Source organism: Photobacterium minamisatsumaniensis, assembly GCF_050336695.1.
GTDB lineage: Bacteria > Pseudomonadota > Gammaproteobacteria > Enterobacterales > Vibrionaceae > Photobacterium > Photobacterium minamisatsumaniensis.
Map to the genome: position 1 here is coordinate 86,068 of NZ_JAKJSI010000015.1, position 15,843 is coordinate 101,910.

Genomic DNA, 15,843 nt, shown 5'->3' on the forward strand with positions numbered 1-15,843 from the left:
ATCATACCAATCTGAATCAGATTCTGACCACTTAGCGAATAATTTATCACCTTTTCTAAATGTTCAAACCATAAATATGCTTAAGTTTCTAGCTTGCTGCTCTCAAATGACGAGGGCGAACCCCTAGCAATAATACCGAGACTAAGTATACAAGTGCACCCACACCGATCAAGCCAACTAACCAGCCTACACGCATTAATAGCGTCCAGCCAAGCCACTGAGTCATTGCAGGTAATACCGATAACAGCATCACCACCATTGCAGTACCGGCAATCACTAATTTAACAACGAATACCAACGTTTCTTTACTGATGCGATAAATGCCACCACGGTGAAGGCCACGGTATAACAGCGCGGCATTGACCAATGCTGACAGCGCCGTTGCCATTGCCAAACCAATGTAACCATAGAAGTAAGCAAAAATGGCATTAAATACCATGTTCGTGATCATGGCTATGATTCCGTAACGCACTGGCGTTTTAGTATCTTGACGAGCGTAATAGCCAGGGGCCAATACCTTGATCATCATGAAATTGAGTAAACCAGACGCATAAGCAAGCAGCGATAGTGATGCTTGCTCAACATCAAATGCTGAAAACTCACCACGCATGAACAATACCATTAACATCGGTTTAGCCAGCACCATCAAGCCTAGCATTGCTGGCACGCCGAGTAACAGTACCATTCGTACCCCCCAGTCCATGGTCTGAGAGAACTGTTCTGGATTTTGGTCTACGTGTTTTCGAGATAATGCAGGAAGTATGACTGTCGCAATAGCAATGCCGAACAAACCTAACGGAAACTCCAAGAGTCGGTCAGCGTAATACAACCAACTGATTGAACCCGTCGTCAAGAAGCTGGCAATGAAGGTATCAAACAATAAATTGATTTGACTGACCGAGACACCAAACAGTGCCGGTATCATCAACGTGCGAATTTTAACAACCCCAGGATCACGCCAGCCCCACTGAGGCTTAACCAGCATGCCTTCTTTATAAAGAAAAGGCAGTTGAAATAGAAACTGAATAAAGCCACCAAGAAAAACACCAATGGCTAACCCAATCTCAGGTTGAGCAAGGTTAGGCGCTAAAAACCATGCGCAGCCAATAATGGCCACATTTAAAAATACTGGGGTAAATGATGAAACCGCAAACTTACCCAAGGTATTCAATATTGCCCCAGACAATGCAACAAAGGTGATAAACCATAAGTAGGGGAACGTGATTTTCAATAATAAGCTTGCCAACTCAAACTTTGGCGCTGCCGGACCACCATTTAACCAATCAATAAACCAACCAGCGCCAAACAATGCGGTGACGACACCGGATCCTAATACACCGAGAAAAGTCACGATGGTAACAATAACCCCCAGCGTACCTGATGCACGGGCAATCAGCTGGCGTGTTTTGTCGATATCACCCGAGGCATGATATTCGGTCAACACAGGGACAAATGCCTGCGAGAAAGCCCCTTCTGCAAATAACCGCCGTAGAAAGTTCGGAATCTTATTGGCAAAAAAGAAAACATCGGCCGCAGCCCCCGCCCCCATTAGGTTTGCTACCACCACATCACGTACTAAACCAAGCACTCGCGAGACCAGTGTCATCGTACTAACAATCAGTCCTGAGCGTAAAAGACGCTTGCTCACAAAAAAAACCTCATAAAAGATGGCCCCAAAAGGTGACTTCTGAGTCCAAATGCTGGTAAAATCTGCCGCCATATTAACTGTGTTAATCCGCAAGTGCCAATTCAATTGGTTCGGCGGTTATTTGCACAAATCATTTGACATTATTCGGTTTAAGAGGCATAGTCCTCGGCCTTAAATTGTCACCGTACCAAGATTTGGAGTTATACCCTTGGCAAATATCAAATCTGCTAAGAAACGTGCGCTTACTTCAGAAAAACGCCGCCAGCATAACGCTAGCCGTCGTTCTATGATGCGTACTTTCTTCAAGAAAGTTGTTGCTGCTATCGAAGCTGGTAACAAAGAAGCTGCTACTCAAGCTTTCAATGAAATGCAACCTGTTTTGGACCGCATGGCTACTAAAGGCCTGATCCACAAAAACAAAGCTGCACGTCAAAAAGCTCGTCTAGTGACTAAAATCAAAGCTCTTTAATTTGAGTTCTGATTTTTGATAAAAAAACCGGCTTGCGCCGGTTTTTTTATATCTTCATTTTACTGTTCGCACTAAGGTCGACAGTACATACTATGAAGTAATTGGATCATAGCCTTCACTTCATCGCTTTTAAGGCGATAAAACACGGTCTGAGCCTCTTTTCTCGTTTCCACTAGACCATCACGCCGAAGCCACGCTAAATGCTGGGACAACGCTGACTGGCTAAGCCCTAGCTTATCACTCATCATCCCCACTGACATTTCTTCTTCAAGCAAATAGCAAAGAATAAACAAACGCCGTTCATTCGCCATGGCTTTAAGCAGCGCTACGGCCTTAGGAGCATTCTGCTCCATTTGCTGCAGTTCCATACTGCTACCACCTTTAAATTCAGTTAATGCTAATGTACTTAATTTATTAGGGGTTTTCTAGCCACCGACAGCAAATATTCCAACTGTTCAGCAAAAAACTGAAACCTTATTTAAACATCTTGCTAAAATCTGCCTCACATATTTTCTTCACCGCAGGGTGCATGATCATTCGCTCGGCAAAAATAACATAGTATTCTTCTTTAATTTCCTTCACTCGCCTTACTTCGCGGATATTACTATCATCTTCCAGCTCGGCGGCATAAATGGAAGGCGCAACAAACATCGACTTCTGATAGCGACCAAACGCTTTCATCAGTGCCGCATCATCAAACTCACCGAGAATATTAGGCGTAATACCCATCTGATCAAACCAATGGTGTAGCTTACGCCCCATAGCGGTACGTTGACCTGGGATCAATAGTTTGAAATCTTCAATACAAGCAGGGAAATTCAGTACAGCATCAGGTTCAGTACAAAAGAAACTCATGGTCGATTCACCCAATTTCTTACTATACAAACCTGGGCTTTGACTCGAGTCAACAGGGCAATCCGATAGGATCATATCCACTTTATGTAGAGAGAGCTGCTCAAGCAACATTTCATGAGTCGACTCATAACACCGCAGATGGATACGTTCATCTTCTGGCAACCCTTCCATCAGCACTTTACTGACGAGCCGCTTAGAGAGAGCATCCGCAACGCCCACTTCCAACAAAAGGTTCTCTCGTTGGGTGTAGTTGACGATATCAAGCATCTGGTAACTCAAGTCAAACATCTTATCGGCGTACTGGAAAACTAGCTGCCCCAGCTCTGTAGGCTCGATATTACGCCCGACTCGCTTGGTCAACTTGCCTTTTAGCCGTTCTTCTAGTGCTCGAATTTGTCCTGTAACTGTCTGTGGCGCAAGAAAAAGCGCATCAGCCGCTTTAGTTACCGACCCCTGCTTACATACCATCCAGAAGTAATATAAGTGGTTATAGTTTAAGTGAGACATCGTAAGAAACCATTATCCAAAATATCAAGTAATATCTTGTACTTAATATTACCCATATAAAAATCCCAGGGCTCAGCTTACGCTCAGGACCTGGGAGCTTCAACACTAATTACCGACTATAATACCGATAATTGGCCGTAATAGTCTATTCTGCTGACGATACTGCCTTTTTATCAACCGATACCATTCTTCGTGAGCGTTCACCAACGCGCTGTTCTAGCGCACGCGAACGGAAAGTACTGACTGGCTCAATGGCTGCCACTTGCATACTTGCTTTCCCTTGATTCAAGCCCGCAAGGTAAGCTTGGCAGACCTTACTGTCGCTTTCATGTAGACAGCTGTCATAGTCAGAAGGCACAGCAGCAACAGATGCTGATGTTAGCGTTGCGATAATAATCAAAAGTCCTTTCATAATTACCCCTCGTTTTTTGGCAACGAACGACTCAGCAAGGCATAACCAAGCAACGCCGAAATCGTCGACCCCAGTAAAATACCCAAGCGAGAATATGTACTGAAGTCTTCAGGTGCGCCGACAAAGGCCAGCGACGAAATGAAGATCGACATCGTAAAGCCGATACCACATAACACTGATACTGCAAAAATCTGTTTAAGCCCAATCCCTTCAGGCATTTTTGCCATCCCCGTTTTAATCGCGAGGTAGCTGAATGTAAAAATACCCAGTGGCTTACCAATTAATAGCCCAAGCGCGATGCCTAAAGGCAGCATGGAGGTTAAACCCGACAGTGAAACGCCTTGTAGCGAGATACCGGCATTTGCAAACGCAAACAACGGTAGGATCAAGAATGCAACATAAGGGTGCAATACATGCTCTAGGTGTTTCAACGGTGAATACGTATCAGAGCGCCCGTCCTCGCCAGATAATGGGATCGCAAACCCAAGTACTACACCTGCAAGTGTTGCATGCACACCGGATTGCAACACGCTGAACCACAACACGGCACCAACAATGACGTACCAAGATAATTTAGTGACGTTCTTTGCGTTCATCACAAACAAAGCGGTTGTTGAAGCAAAAGCGACAGCCAATGCCAGCGTAGACAGGTCACTACTATAAAACAGTGCAATAATCACGATAACGCCAAGGTCATCAATAATGGCCAACGCAAGTAAGAATACTTTCAGGCTCACAGGAACACGCTTACCTAGTAGCGCCATTACGCCGAGTGCAAAAGCGATATCTGTTGCGGCTGGAATTGCCCACCCTTGTAACGCTTGTGGATCTGTATAGTTGAACGCAACGTAAACAAGTGCAGGGGCAAGCATACCGCCGACAGCGGCAATTGCTGGAAATATTGCTTTCTCTTTAGTATTAAGCGCACCTTCAATTAACTCACGCTTAACTTCCAAACCAATCAAAAGGAAAAACACTGCCATTAGGCCGTCGTTAATCCAGTGGGCTACTGATAGCCCTGCAATATAAGTATGTAGAGTCCCGTTATAAATTTCTTGTAACGGGGAGTTTGCTATTATCATCGCAACAATCGCTGCAATGATTAAGATAATCCCGCCAGCAGACTCTAACTTTAGAAATTTACGAATCGCATCGGTCATTGACCGGAACTCCTTTAAATGAAACAAATTTTACAAATAAAATGTAAATTTAGTTTAGCCGTCACAGCACGAAATTGTTAAATCGTTTGTTCAGAAGTTACACCTCGGAAAAGCCGAGTGTTACATATGTATACAAAGCAATATCCGCACTGTCTCTATTTAAAGCCAAACTTATCACTAGTAACTGTCATAAATGCAGTAATAACCAATATAGAATCGAAAAAAAACAAATAAAACAAAAAAAATGCCTTCTTCGTACAATTAGCACACCACAACAAATACACCTTAAAAATTATAGACTTAAAATCCAAGTTCAATATTCTTTACAGTAATTAATTTCTGTTCGGCTCACAAAAGAAGCACAAATTAACTTTATGACAGGCGGTGTCATATTTCTGAAATATTCGATCTCTACCATCGCCCACAGATTTCAAAAAAATGAAACCAAAACGACATATTCCTGTCATGGAGAAATGATTATGACTACCCAAGCCACTACTGCTGAACAGCCATTGAGCAGCTCTATGCGTTGGGTCCGCTGGGCTAACCTTGTATTCATGCTGTATCTACTATTAGTTGCAGTTTCACTGGTCAGCGGCGGCTTTAAATGGTCTGTTGGCGAACAAGCAAAAACATTGTTTGAATTTGCCTCTCACCCAGTTGCAGGATTAATGATCGGCCTTGTCGCCACATCACTAATCCAGTCATCAAGCACAGTAACATCTATCATCGTTGGTTTAGTTGCTGGTGGTTTGCCTGTTGAAACAGCTATCCCTATGGTAATGGGTGCCAATATTGGTACAACGTTAACCAATACGTTAGTTAGTTTAGGCCACGCTCGCTGTAAAGAAGAGTTCCGCCGTGCATTTGCTAGTGCCACCATTCATGACTTTTTCAATCTGCTTGCCGTCATCATATTCTTACCTATCGAGATGATGTTTGGCCTGCTGGATAAAATTTCAACATGGTTAGTCTCGCCAATGATGAGCGCGGGTGACATGAGTATGGACGGCTTAAACTTTATGAAAGTGCTGACTCAGCCAGCCGTTTCTGCGATTAAAGGTCCATTGGCATCATTTGGCCAAACAGGCGGTCTAATCATGATTGCCATTGGTATTGCCATCATCTTCATGGCTATTACCGTGATGGGTAAACTCATGCGTAGCTTAATGGTAGGCCGCGCTCGAGACATCCTAAAAAGCGCTATTGGTCGAGGTCCACTCCACGGTATCGCATCAGGTACAGTGGTTACTATCTTGGTTCAGTCTTCATCAACAACGACTAGCTTGATGGTGCCGTTAGTTGGTACTGGCGTCTTAAAAGTACGTGATGTATACCCATTCACTCTGGGTGCTAATATCGGTACTTGTATCACAGCATTGCTCGCAGCAACGGCAGTAACAGGTGAGTACGCTGTCTTTGCATTGCAAATTGCTTTAGTACACTTGGTATTTAACGTCTTAGCTACCCTGCTTATCTTCGGTATTCCATTCCTACGAGAATTACCATTGAAAGGCGCTTTCTTTATCGGTGAGCTTGGGACAAAAAATAAAGCGGCTGTTGCAGGCTACCTTGGTTTAGTCTTTGTTGCCATTCCAAGCGCGATTCTAGCCCTGACTGCATAACCCATTAATTAAAAACGAAAAAAGCCCCGCATTGCGGGGCTTTTTTTTATTTCAGAATCAACCAAACAAAGGCGCACTCACAAATAAAAACAAAAGTCAAATATGTCAACTTGCACCGATGGTTACCTTTTGAAATAAACTTACACAGAAAAAGGGTATTTTATAGGCTCATGATGATGGTAGCCGACAACCTCAAAATCATCCATTGTGACCCAAGTCTCTAAGTCTTCGAGTGATTTGATCTCTGGGTTAATCTTCAGCTGCGGTAACGCAAGTGGTTCACGCTGTAGTTGTACATCACGCATTAGCTCAAGCTGATCTTCATAGATGTGGGCATTAATGATCTTGTGGTAAGCCTGACCTGGCTTTTTACCCGTGATTTGAGCGATTAACGCCAGTAGGGTATAAACTTGAATTTGATTAAAGTTAAGCCCAAGCGGCACATCACAAGAGCGCTGGTAGCTGGTTAAATACAAAGTATCACCAAGCAGTGAGAAGGTATGTGTATGCATGCAAGGGCGCAAGCAGCCCATATCAAACTCACCTGGGTTATAAAACGTCAGAATTTCACCGCGATCATCAACCCCTTTCGTGAGATTATCAACAATCTTACGGAGCTGATCAATCGTAGTGCCATCAGGCTTCTGCCAGCTGCGGCCTTGCACACCATAAACACGCCCCATGTCATCTTCACCCTTACGGTGAGGGTTGTTTAGCCAAGCTTGGTTGTCGTTGGCATTCATATCCCAGGTTTTGGTACCCAGCTGACGAAAGTCTGCTGCATTATCATACCCACGGATATAACCCAGCAATTCAGCAATCGCCGATTTCCAGAAGCTTTTCCGGGTCGTGATCAGCGGAAACTGATTATTAGCGACATCGTAGTTCAAATCGGCATTTACCACGGTCAGGCAACGCTTGCCTGTACGCTGGTTTTCAATCCATACCCCTTCGTCAACGATGCGCTGACACAGCTCTAAATATTGTTTCATCTTTCCGCTGGCCTTAATTTAACCGATAAAAATTGGTGATGATTCTACACGAAAAAGGGCAGTCCCAATAGAGACTGCCCTTTACAAGAAAACTTAACTTATCGAGCTACACGCCTAAGCCGCTTTTCCTTTCGGCTGATACTTATACGCCCAAATCATCATCAAAATACCACCAAAGACCATTGGTAATGATAAGATCTGCCCCATGCTGATCCAACCAGCAAATAAGCCAAGATGGGCATCCGGCTCCCTGAAGTACTCAGCAATAAAGCGGAAACTACCATAGCCGAATAGGAACAATCCTGATGCTGCCCCCGCTGGACGTGGCTTGCGAATAAAAATATTCAGAATAATCAGCAGTAAAAAGCCTTCAAAGAAAAACTGATAAAGTTGGGACGGATGACGAGGCAGCGGCCCTCCGGTAGGAAATACCATTGCCCAAGGCACATCTGAAACTCGTCCCCAAAGCTCGCCATTAATAAAGTTACCTAAACGCCCAACCGCTAAACCAAAAGGCACAAGAGGCGCGACAAAGTCTGCGACATTAAAGAAGGTACGGTTATGCTTTCGCGCATACCAGAACATCGCGGTAATAACACCTAGTAACCCACCATGGAATGACATTCCTCCCGTCCACACTTGAAATAAGTACAGCGGGTTAGAGACAAACAGATCAAAATTATAGAAGAGGACATAGCCGACTCGCCCACCAAGCACAACCCCTAAAAAGCCAGCAAACAATAAATCGCTTACCTGATCGCGAGTCCAACCACTGCCAGGTTTATCTGCTCGTCGATTTGCCAACCACATAGCAAAAGCAAACCCTAATAGATACATCATGCCATACCAGCGTATAGCCAATGGACCAATTTCAATCAATATCGGATCGATATTTGGAAACGTTAAATAACCTTGACTCATGTAATCATCTCAATCGACAGCAAGCACAACGTGCTTACTTTTTACTTATCCCAAAAACATCTTAATGCTGATAAACAGTAAAAAGACGGCAAATATCTTTTTTAATACTAATGTAGGCAGTTTACTGACCAATGCCGCGCCAAAGCGCGTGGTATACATTGAGGTAAGAGCAATACCTATCAATGCCGGCAAATAAACATAACCAAGACTCAATGTGGGCAATGCTTCATCCCCCACTCCTGCAATAATAAACCCACTCATGCCTGCAACAGCAATTAATGCACCTGAAAATGACGCACACCCGATTGATCTTCGCATTTCAACACCATGCCAACTCAAATAGGGGACAGTAAGTGAACCACCGCCAATACCAGCAAGGCTAGAAACAACCCCGATAACCGCACCTGAACTAAACATGCCCGTACGGCCCGGTAACGGATTTCGACCACTAAATCGCATTGAAGCTAACATTTGGCATGCCAACAACAATACTATTATGGCAAAAATCCTTGGTAATAGTTCCGCAGGCACTAGCTCTGCAACCACACTTCCGCCAAAACCACCAAGGATCACCCCTGGCGCTAAGCTTTTCACAATACCAAAATCAATATTACCCAACTTATAATGATTACGAGCTGATGCACCTGATGTTAAAACAATACTGGCTAACGATGTCGCTAACGCAATATGCATAACCAATGATGGTTCAATACCGGCTTTTGGCAATAACCAAACTAAAGCGGGCACAACAAGCAAACCGCCGCCAATTCCCAGCAAACCCGCTAACGTTCCAACTAAACAACCAAGCACTAAACACAGGCTAAATAACCACAACTCTGACTCAAAGCTTATAAGTACGGGGGGAAGCCACGCTATATTTTCGAACATTACTACTACTTACCTGCGCGGATAAAGCCGCCTAAACCATGCCCATCAACAAAGGCAATCGTATTATCACGAACCTCATCGGCATACGTCGCTGTCAACGCATATTGAGCTAGTTGCTCCATATCTTCTAACGAGATATGCCGGAGAATATACTTAATTTTTGCGACATTACGAGTATTCATACTGAGTGAACGATACCCCATTCCTATCAGTAGTAACGCCCCTATCGGATCACCCGCTAACTCACCACAGACACTGACAGGTAGCTGTAACTGCCGACTGGCATCTATAACGTGCTTCAATGCATGTAATACCGCAGGATGCAATGCATCATAAACACCCGCGACACGTGAGTTGTTCCGATCGACCGCCAATAAATACTGAGTTAAATCATTGCTTCCCACGGAAATAAAGTCGACTTTCCCCTTAAGAACAGGCAATTGGTAAAGGATTGATGGCACTTCTATCATAATACCAATACGCGGCCGCGTGAGCACTTCGCCACGTTGTTGGGCTACTTTCGCAACCTCTATATACGCTCGCTCTATCAAAGCAATCGATTCATCGAGTTCTGCAATGCCCGAAATCATGGGCAACAAAATATCCATATTACTAAGACCAATGCTCGCCCTGAGCATCGCTCTCACTTGGATCATGAATATTTCAGGGTGATCTAACGTAAAACGGATCCCACGCCAACCAAGGAAAGGGTTATCTTCCTCTATCGCCAAATAAGGTAATGGTTTATCACCGCCAATATCCAAGGTTCGCATAACCACAGGCTTATCACGGTAAGTTGATAAAATAGAATGATATTGTTGGGTTTGTTCTTCTTCAGAAGGGAAGCTACGTTGCAGTAAGAAAGGCACTTCAGTTCGGTATAGCCCAACGCCATCGACGCCTTTATTCACCGCAATACTGGTGTCGGCACTCAGACCGGCATTTAAATGGATCTGAATACGATGATTATCACGTGTCGAAGCGGGTTGATCGAGCCCATCTTCGACCACTTTTGCAAGCTCATTTTCTTCTTTCAGCAGCCGCGTATATTCTGCTAATACATGCCGGTTGGGATTGACAAGAAAATCACCTCGATAACCGTCAACAATCACTTGGCAGTTATGGATTTTCTCAGGAACAAAATCAACCCCCATAATTGCCGGGATCCCTAATGCCCGCGATAAAATAGCGGCATGAGAGTTCGCTGCACCTTCTTGTGAGACAACAGCAGCAAGTTTGCCTTTAGGGATACTTGCGAGCATGGCGGCAGTTAATTCTCGTGTGAGCAATACAACGGGCTCTTCCCATTGATGCTCAGCAACATTTTCATTATGAAGGAAATATAATAAGCGTTGACCTAATTCACGAATATCATGCGCGCGCTCTTTTAGGTAATTGTCTTTCATTTGAGCAAAGCGCGTCGAGTAGTTTTCCACCACCTGCCGAATTGCCCATTCTGCTAAATCGCCACCAGACACTTTGGCAAATAAATCTTTTCGCAGCATCGGATCGTTGAGCAAATGACTGAATAAGTCGAAAATAGCCAAGGTTTCTTTGTGTAACTCACTATCAAACCGCTTTCTCAATCGGCGGAATTCAGCGCTGGCTAATTCAATCGCAATACTCAATCGCTCTTGTTCAGACTCGCGGTCAAGGCAAGATGCAGGGTAAACCAACTCCAGCCTTGGCTGGTTATCGTCCCACCAAGCCCGAGCAACAGCAACCCCCGTTGAAGCCGCAGAGCCAACTAAATGCAAGCCGTTGTGCTGATCAAGCCACATACCTTGTGCTTTCGCATGCGCCAACAAAACAGCAAGCTGCGCCGCCAACGTAACCATGAAAGACTCTTCACTTTCATCAAATTCACGTTGCTGGCGCTGCTGAATAACCAATACACCCAAAACTTGGCGTTGGTGAATAATAGGCGTACCGAAGAACGAGCAGAAAGATTCCTCCCCCGTCCCCGGAAGATGCTTGAAGTGGGGGTGGTGGCGGGCATCGGCAACGTTTATGGGTTCAGCACGCTCTCCGACTAATCCAACTAACCCTTCACCAAACGCAAGTCCAACATGGCGATGAGGTTTTTTCAGCCCTTGTGTCGCCATCAAGGTATACTGCTGACGTTTATGATCAGCAATATAAATGGAACAGCACTCTGTTTTCATTGCTCGACAAGTACTAATAACCAACTGATCCAATGCTTCGATCAAATTAGGGGCACTTGCTACTTTTTCGACAATTTCTCTCAGTTGCGTCAGCATATCTCGCCTTGTCCCACTTTATGCTGGGGTATCCCATTTTATGGCTAGGTTACCCTCGCTTACCCCGGCGCTTTTTACGTTCTTTAAACGGCATTGCCATAGCAGCAAACTCTTTTAGTGCGCGACGGTAGACATCACGCTTAAAAGACACAACCTGCCTAACCGGATACCAATAACTGACCCACCGCCAGCCATCAAATTCCGGCGTACTGCCGCGTTGCATATTAACCTTTGACTCATCACATTCTAAACTCAGCAAAAACCACTTTTGTTTTTGTCCGATACAAACAGGCTTAGAGTCCCAGCGAACCAATCGCTTGGGTAATTTATAGCGAAGCCAATGACGACTTGACGCCAAAATTCGTACATCTTTCTTGGTTAGCCCCACTTCCTCGTAGAGCTCCCGGTACATGGCTTGCTCCGGGGTTTCCCCTTCATCAATGCCACCTTGCGGAAACTGCCAGGAATGTTGTCCATATCGTCGAGCCCAGAATACTTCGCCATGGCTATTACAGATCACAATACCCACATTTGGGCGGTATCCATCGCCATCAATCACTGGACGACCTCAAGTATAAATCTTTATTAATAGTGATTTTTTCACAGACCACCCTATGGGTAAACAAACATTCTAATTTATCAGCGCTTTTTCCTACCCAAGCCTCATATTCTGGATAACTCCCCTACACAGTTTGTTTTATAAACAGTCAAATGAGACCTAGGGCACATTTATACACGTTTTCTGTGGATAGATTTGTGAAGAAGCCTTAAACACCCTGAAAAAACAATCATAACGAAATAAAAAAAACATAGGTGCAAAAATCAAAACAGCTTCAATTAAGAATTTAAAACAATCACTTAAAAAAATATCATCACTTAAAATAGCCATGAACATTGTGATTAATAAAAGCCAAAATACCGATCGGTTAAAGATCAACCAATCCTGACTTTACCCACAACAAACAATCAACACCGATGAAAAACACACCACAACAGTGCTCAATAAGCCAGCTAATACCTGTATAAATAGTCAGTAATGATAAAATGAAATAAATTTGCCACTCATCCTGTGGATATCTTTATAAAAGATCATATTTTCATCACTACGTCATACCACTTTCACTCGTTCGCTTGTATGTACCCCAAGCAAAACACACAAACAATAACCATTAAATCAATAACTTACACCTCACCTTTATGCATATAAAACCACGTTTTAACAGCAGATCGAAAATGATCGTCTATTTTTTCATCAATATGTTATTTTCTACTTAATTCCAGATTCGGCTTTTGTTTTGGCTATGGTAGGATCCCTCCCCCGTTATCGATGGTATCGAATATGCGCTCAACCCCCACAACAGAACATGAGTTACTCACAAGGGCTCAGGCACTTGCAGGCTTAACGCTTGGCGAACTCGCCCATGACGCCGGTATCGTTCCTCCCCCCGATCTAAAGCGCGATAAAGGGTGGGTAGGACAGTTGCTGGAATGGCATTTGGGCGCGACAGCAGGCAGCAAACCCGTGCCTGACTTTGTTGAACTCGGTATCGAGCTAAAGACGATTCCAATCGGTTACAATGGTCGCCCCCTTGAGACGACATTTGTCTGTGTCGCGCCACTCATTGGCCTACAGGGGCTTAGTTGGGAAAATAGCCATATTCGCCATAAGTTAGCTAGAGTTTTGTGGGTACCAGTAGAAGGAGAGCGTGATATTCCCCTGGCTGATCGCCATGTCGGCTCGCCGTTACTTTGGAGTCCATCGCTCGAAGAAGAGCTTCAGCTTAAACAGGACTGGGAAGAGTTAATGGATATGATCGTACTTGGCCGAGTTGAACAAATCACGGCACGCCATGGTGAAGTACTGCAACTCAGACCCAAAGCAGCAAATAGCAAAGCGTTAACCGAAGCGTATGGTGCGAATGGGCAACCAATCAAGATCTTACCACGAGGTTTTTACCTCAAAACACACTTTACGGCAGGGTTACTGGAACGCTACTTTATTATCTAACCCTATAGAGAAATGGTCATATCCTCGCGACACTTAGAGACTAGCCCGTCAGGTGAAAATTCATCATAGGGATCGGTTACCCGTAAAATAACGGAACGAAAACCAAGCGGACGTAAAAAGTTTTTGGCTTGCTCAATCGACTGAAATTTGATCATTTCATCGCTATCACCTTTTAACGGAACAAGCTTATTTTTAAACTCAACTTCAACCAAATAATCAGAGCATCCCGCATAACTGGTTAAAATACACATCGGCAATTGGCCATTATCAGCTTTGCTCCAATGCTTAAGTTGTGACAACTTCATACACTCTCCCTGCCGTCAATACCACCGTTTCTGTATTAACTATATACTAAAGTAGCCACTATGATATCAGCGTAGCCAATATGCTGGGCACTCAAACTGCTTTCACCCACAGAAAAGTCACGGTATATTCAAATGAGACTAACTGCCTATCATTGGTATTAGATAATCAGTCCAAGGAGGGCTCATGAAATACCACAAAATTCCTCACTCGACCCTTGAGGTGAGCAAAATCTGCCTTGGCACAATGACTTTTGGTGAGCAAAATGGTGAAAATGATGCACATAACCAGTTAGATTTCGCTTTCGAGCGTGGCGTGAATTTCATTGATACCGCAGAGATGTATCCAGTCCCACCCAAATCAGAAACCCAGGGTGCTACCGAACGCTATATTGGTAGCTGGTTAAAAAAAACCGGAAACCGAGACAAAGTCGTATTAGCGACGAAAGTTGCAGGCCCTCGTAATACTCCTTATATCCGTAACGACATGGCACTTGATCGCCGTAATATTCACGATGCCGTCGAAGATAGTCTAAACCGGCTTGAAACCGAGTATATCGATCTTTACCAATTGCACTGGCCGCAACGCGAAACCAATTGCTTTGGGCAGCTAAATTATCAATATAAAGAAGATCACTCTGGTGTGACGATCACCGATACCCTTGAAGCACTGGCTGAGTTAGTGCGTGCAGGAAAGATACGCTATATCGGTCTATCAAATGAAACACCATGGGGGGTGATGTCTTACTTAAAGCTCGCTGAAAAACATGAACTACCACGTGTGGTAACCATCCAGAACCCGTATAACCTGCTCAATCGTAGCTTTGAAGTCGGTCTTTCTGAGATCAGCCACCATGAAGGGGTCGAATTACTGGCATACTCTCCACTCGCCTTTGGGGCTCTGAGTGGTAAATACCTTCAGGGTAAACGCCCTAAAGGTGCTCGCTGTACACTGTTCGAGCGCTTTTCTCGCTACTTTAATCCGCAAGGTATCGCAGCAACAGAAGCCTATGTTGATATCGCCCACAAACACGGCCTTGATCCAGCCCAGATGGCACTGGCTTTCGTTAATCAACGCCCTTTTGTAGCATCAAACATTATTGGCGCAACCAACTTACAGCAACTAGAAAGCAATATTGAAAGTATCGAGTTAACACTCTCTGATGCCGTACTTGCCGATTTACAAGAGGTTGGGATCCAATATTCTAATCCATGCCCGTAACGAACAGCTTGATGCCGTGTTAACTCGTTCAGTGAAACAGCTACATAACAACTGACTAAAAATACACTAATAAAAAAAAGCCTCCGTATATACGGAGGCGAAAAACATTAGCTCAACCAACGTCGGTTAATACCTTTGTTGATGTCCGATAACTCTACCCCAATTCCTTCTACTTACCCTACTTCACTTTCGTCGCAAAGCGTTGGTAAGTGTTACGAACCATGTCTAGTAACATCAACAATCATTCCCCACGCTGTCTCCCCCCCCTGCTCGCAAGCAGAGGGGACGATTACGTCGCAAATTTCGATTGATACCTCCTCCTAAGATGGCGTACCTTGCGGCTAGCAGGCGTTGAAACCAAATGACTCGCAACGCGTCGATCTTTGCTGATGCCAATATCATTAAGCATATGCTCTGATAGATGAGGCAAATACACTTTCACCCGACGATGCTCACGCCGCCATGCGGCATCTTCTTGATGAAGGTCGAGTTGAACAAAAAATACTGCAAGACGTAAATAGACTGATTGGCGCATAGTGGTACTCTCCATACAATGATTAATATTGAAGGGAC

The 15,843-nt window shown here is 44.3% G+C and carries 16 protein-coding genes; 4 read left to right on the forward strand and 12 right to left on the reverse strand.

The features are described 5' to 3' along the window. Nucleotides 1–88 precede the first annotated feature (88 nt). The gene (murJ, locus tag L4D78_RS07515; protein WP_428466331.1) at nt 89–1,648 is read right to left on the reverse strand and encodes a murein biosynthesis integral membrane protein MurJ; all 1,560 of its coding nucleotides are present in this window, start codon (nt 1,646–1,648) and stop codon (nt 89–91) included. Between the two features lie 208 nt (nt 1,649–1,856). On the opposite strand from murJ, the gene rpsT reads away from it, so the two are divergent. Continuing rightward, complete coding sequence (rpsT, locus tag L4D78_RS07520; RefSeq protein WP_428456414.1) at nt 1,857–2,117, forward strand: 30S ribosomal protein S20; 261 nt, start codon at nt 1,857–1,859, stop codon at nt 2,115–2,117. Nucleotides 2,118–2,188: 71 nt separating this feature from the next. Here rpsT and L4D78_RS07525 read toward each other — a convergent pair whose 3' ends face one another. From L4D78_RS07525 to nhaA, 4 genes are all read right to left on the reverse strand, one after another. Further along, complete coding sequence (locus L4D78_RS07525; protein ID WP_428466332.1) at nt 2,189–2,485, reverse strand: ArsR/SmtB family transcription factor; 297 nt, start codon at nt 2,483–2,485, stop codon at nt 2,189–2,191. Nucleotides 2,486–2,591: 106 nt separating this feature from the next. Further along, nucleotides 2,592–3,479: a transcriptional activator NhaR gene (gene nhaR, locus L4D78_RS07530; protein WP_428466333.1), complete on the reverse strand. Its 888-nt coding sequence runs from the start codon at nt 3,477–3,479 to the stop codon at nt 2,592–2,594. A 145-nt stretch (nt 3,480–3,624) separates the two neighbouring features. Next, a complete protein-coding gene (locus tag L4D78_RS07535) occupies nt 3,625–3,891 on the reverse strand; it encodes a hypothetical protein (RefSeq protein ID WP_428466334.1) in 267 nt (88 codons plus the stop codon). Between the two features lie 2 nt (nt 3,892–3,893). Next, nucleotides 3,894–5,051 (reverse strand): Na+/H+ antiporter NhaA, encoded by a 1,158-nt coding sequence (nhaA, locus tag L4D78_RS07540; protein WP_428466335.1) that lies wholly within the window; start codon nt 5,049–5,051, stop codon nt 3,894–3,896. A 479-nt stretch (nt 5,052–5,530) separates the two neighbouring features. Here nhaA and L4D78_RS07545 point away from each other — a divergent pair, with 479 nt between their 5' ends. Continuing rightward, nucleotides 5,531–6,676: a Na/Pi symporter gene (locus L4D78_RS07545; protein ID WP_428466336.1), complete on the forward strand. Its 1,146-nt coding sequence runs from the start codon at nt 5,531–5,533 to the stop codon at nt 6,674–6,676. Nucleotides 6,677–6,816: 140 nt separating this feature from the next. Here L4D78_RS07545 and L4D78_RS07550 read toward each other — a convergent pair whose 3' ends face one another. From L4D78_RS07550 to rppH, 5 genes are all read right to left on the reverse strand, one after another. Next, nucleotides 6,817–7,668 (reverse strand): thymidylate synthase, encoded by an 852-nt coding sequence (locus tag L4D78_RS07550; protein WP_428466337.1) that lies wholly within the window; start codon nt 7,666–7,668, stop codon nt 6,817–6,819. A 114-nt stretch (nt 7,669–7,782) separates the two neighbouring features. Continuing rightward, nucleotides 7,783–8,589, reverse strand: coding sequence for a prolipoprotein diacylglyceryl transferase (lgt, locus tag L4D78_RS07555; protein ID WP_428466338.1), 807 nt, complete (start codon nt 8,587–8,589; stop codon nt 7,783–7,785). Between the two features lie 45 nt (nt 8,590–8,634). Next, nucleotides 8,635–9,477, reverse strand: a complete 843-nt coding sequence (locus tag L4D78_RS07560) for a sulfite exporter TauE/SafE family protein (protein ID WP_428466339.1) — start codon at nt 9,475–9,477, stop codon at nt 8,635–8,637. Between the two features lie 5 nt (nt 9,478–9,482). After that, the gene (ptsP, locus tag L4D78_RS07565; protein WP_428466340.1) at nt 9,483–11,738 is read right to left on the reverse strand and encodes a phosphoenolpyruvate--protein phosphotransferase; all 2,256 of its coding nucleotides are present in this window, start codon (nt 11,736–11,738) and stop codon (nt 9,483–9,485) included. Between the two features lie 49 nt (nt 11,739–11,787). After that, nucleotides 11,788–12,297, reverse strand: a complete 510-nt coding sequence (gene rppH, locus L4D78_RS07570; protein WP_428456424.1) for an RNA pyrophosphohydrolase — start codon at nt 12,295–12,297, stop codon at nt 11,788–11,790. Nucleotides 12,298–13,077: 780 nt separating this feature from the next. On the opposite strand from rppH, the gene mutH reads away from it, so the two are divergent. Further along, nucleotides 13,078–13,746 (forward strand): DNA mismatch repair endonuclease MutH, encoded by a 669-nt coding sequence (mutH, locus tag L4D78_RS07575; RefSeq protein ID WP_428466341.1) that lies wholly within the window; start codon nt 13,078–13,080, stop codon nt 13,744–13,746. Nucleotides 13,747–13,748: 2 nt separating this feature from the next. Here mutH and L4D78_RS07580 read toward each other — a convergent pair whose 3' ends face one another. Beyond that, entirely contained in the window at nt 13,749–14,051 is a 303-nt protein-coding gene (locus L4D78_RS07580; RefSeq protein WP_428466342.1) for a DUF6482 family protein, read from the reverse strand. A 184-nt stretch (nt 14,052–14,235) separates the two neighbouring features. On the opposite strand from L4D78_RS07580, the gene L4D78_RS07585 reads away from it, so the two are divergent. After that, complete coding sequence (locus L4D78_RS07585; RefSeq protein WP_428466343.1) at nt 14,236–15,270, forward strand: NADP(H)-dependent aldo-keto reductase; 1,035 nt, start codon at nt 14,236–14,238, stop codon at nt 15,268–15,270. 289 nt (nt 15,271–15,559) lie between these two features. Here L4D78_RS07585 and L4D78_RS07590 read toward each other — a convergent pair whose 3' ends face one another. Further along, nucleotides 15,560–15,805, reverse strand: a complete 246-nt coding sequence (locus L4D78_RS07590; protein WP_428466344.1) for a hypothetical protein — start codon at nt 15,803–15,805, stop codon at nt 15,560–15,562. Nucleotides 15,806–15,843 lie beyond the last annotated feature (38 nt).

Bases quoted from the DNA above. Each gene is read 5' to 3' on its own strand.
- L4D78_RS07525 (WP_428466332.1), bottom strand. From the start codon at position 2,485: ATGGAACTGCAGCAAATGGAGCAGAATGCTCCTAAGGCCGTAGCGCTG.
- nhaR (WP_428466333.1), bottom strand. From the start codon at position 3,479: ATGTCTCACTTAAACTATAACCACTTATATTACTTCTGGATGGTATGT.
- L4D78_RS07535 (WP_428466334.1), bottom strand. From the start codon at position 3,891: ATGAAAGGACTTTTGATTATTATCGCAACGCTAACATCAGCATCTGTT.
- nhaA (WP_428466335.1), bottom strand. From the start codon at position 5,051: ATGACCGATGCGATTCGTAAATTTCTAAAGTTAGAGTCTGCTGGCGGG.
- L4D78_RS07545 (WP_428466336.1), top strand. From the start codon at position 5,531: ATGACTACCCAAGCCACTACTGCTGAACAGCCATTGAGCAGCTCTATG.
- L4D78_RS07550 (WP_428466337.1), bottom strand. From the start codon at position 7,668: ATGAAACAATATTTAGAGCTGTGTCAGCGCATCGTTGACGAAGGGGTA.
- lgt (WP_428466338.1), bottom strand. From the start codon at position 8,589: ATGAGTCAAGGTTATTTAACGTTTCCAAATATCGATCCGATATTGATT.
- L4D78_RS07560 (WP_428466339.1), bottom strand. From the start codon at position 9,477: ATGTTCGAAAATATAGCGTGGCTTCCCCCCGTACTTATAAGCTTTGAG.
- ptsP (WP_428466340.1), bottom strand. From the start codon at position 11,738: ATGCTGACGCAACTGAGAGAAATTGTCGAAAAAGTAGCAAGTGCCCCT.
- mutH (WP_428466341.1), top strand. From the start codon at position 13,078: ATGCGCTCAACCCCCACAACAGAACATGAGTTACTCACAAGGGCTCAG.
- L4D78_RS07580 (WP_428466342.1), bottom strand. From the start codon at position 14,051: ATGAAGTTGTCACAACTTAAGCATTGGAGCAAAGCTGATAATGGCCAA.
- L4D78_RS07585 (WP_428466343.1), top strand. From the start codon at position 14,236: ATGAAATACCACAAAATTCCTCACTCGACCCTTGAGGTGAGCAAAATC.
- L4D78_RS07590 (WP_428466344.1), bottom strand. From the start codon at position 15,805: ATGCGCCAATCAGTCTATTTACGTCTTGCAGTATTTTTTGTTCAACTC.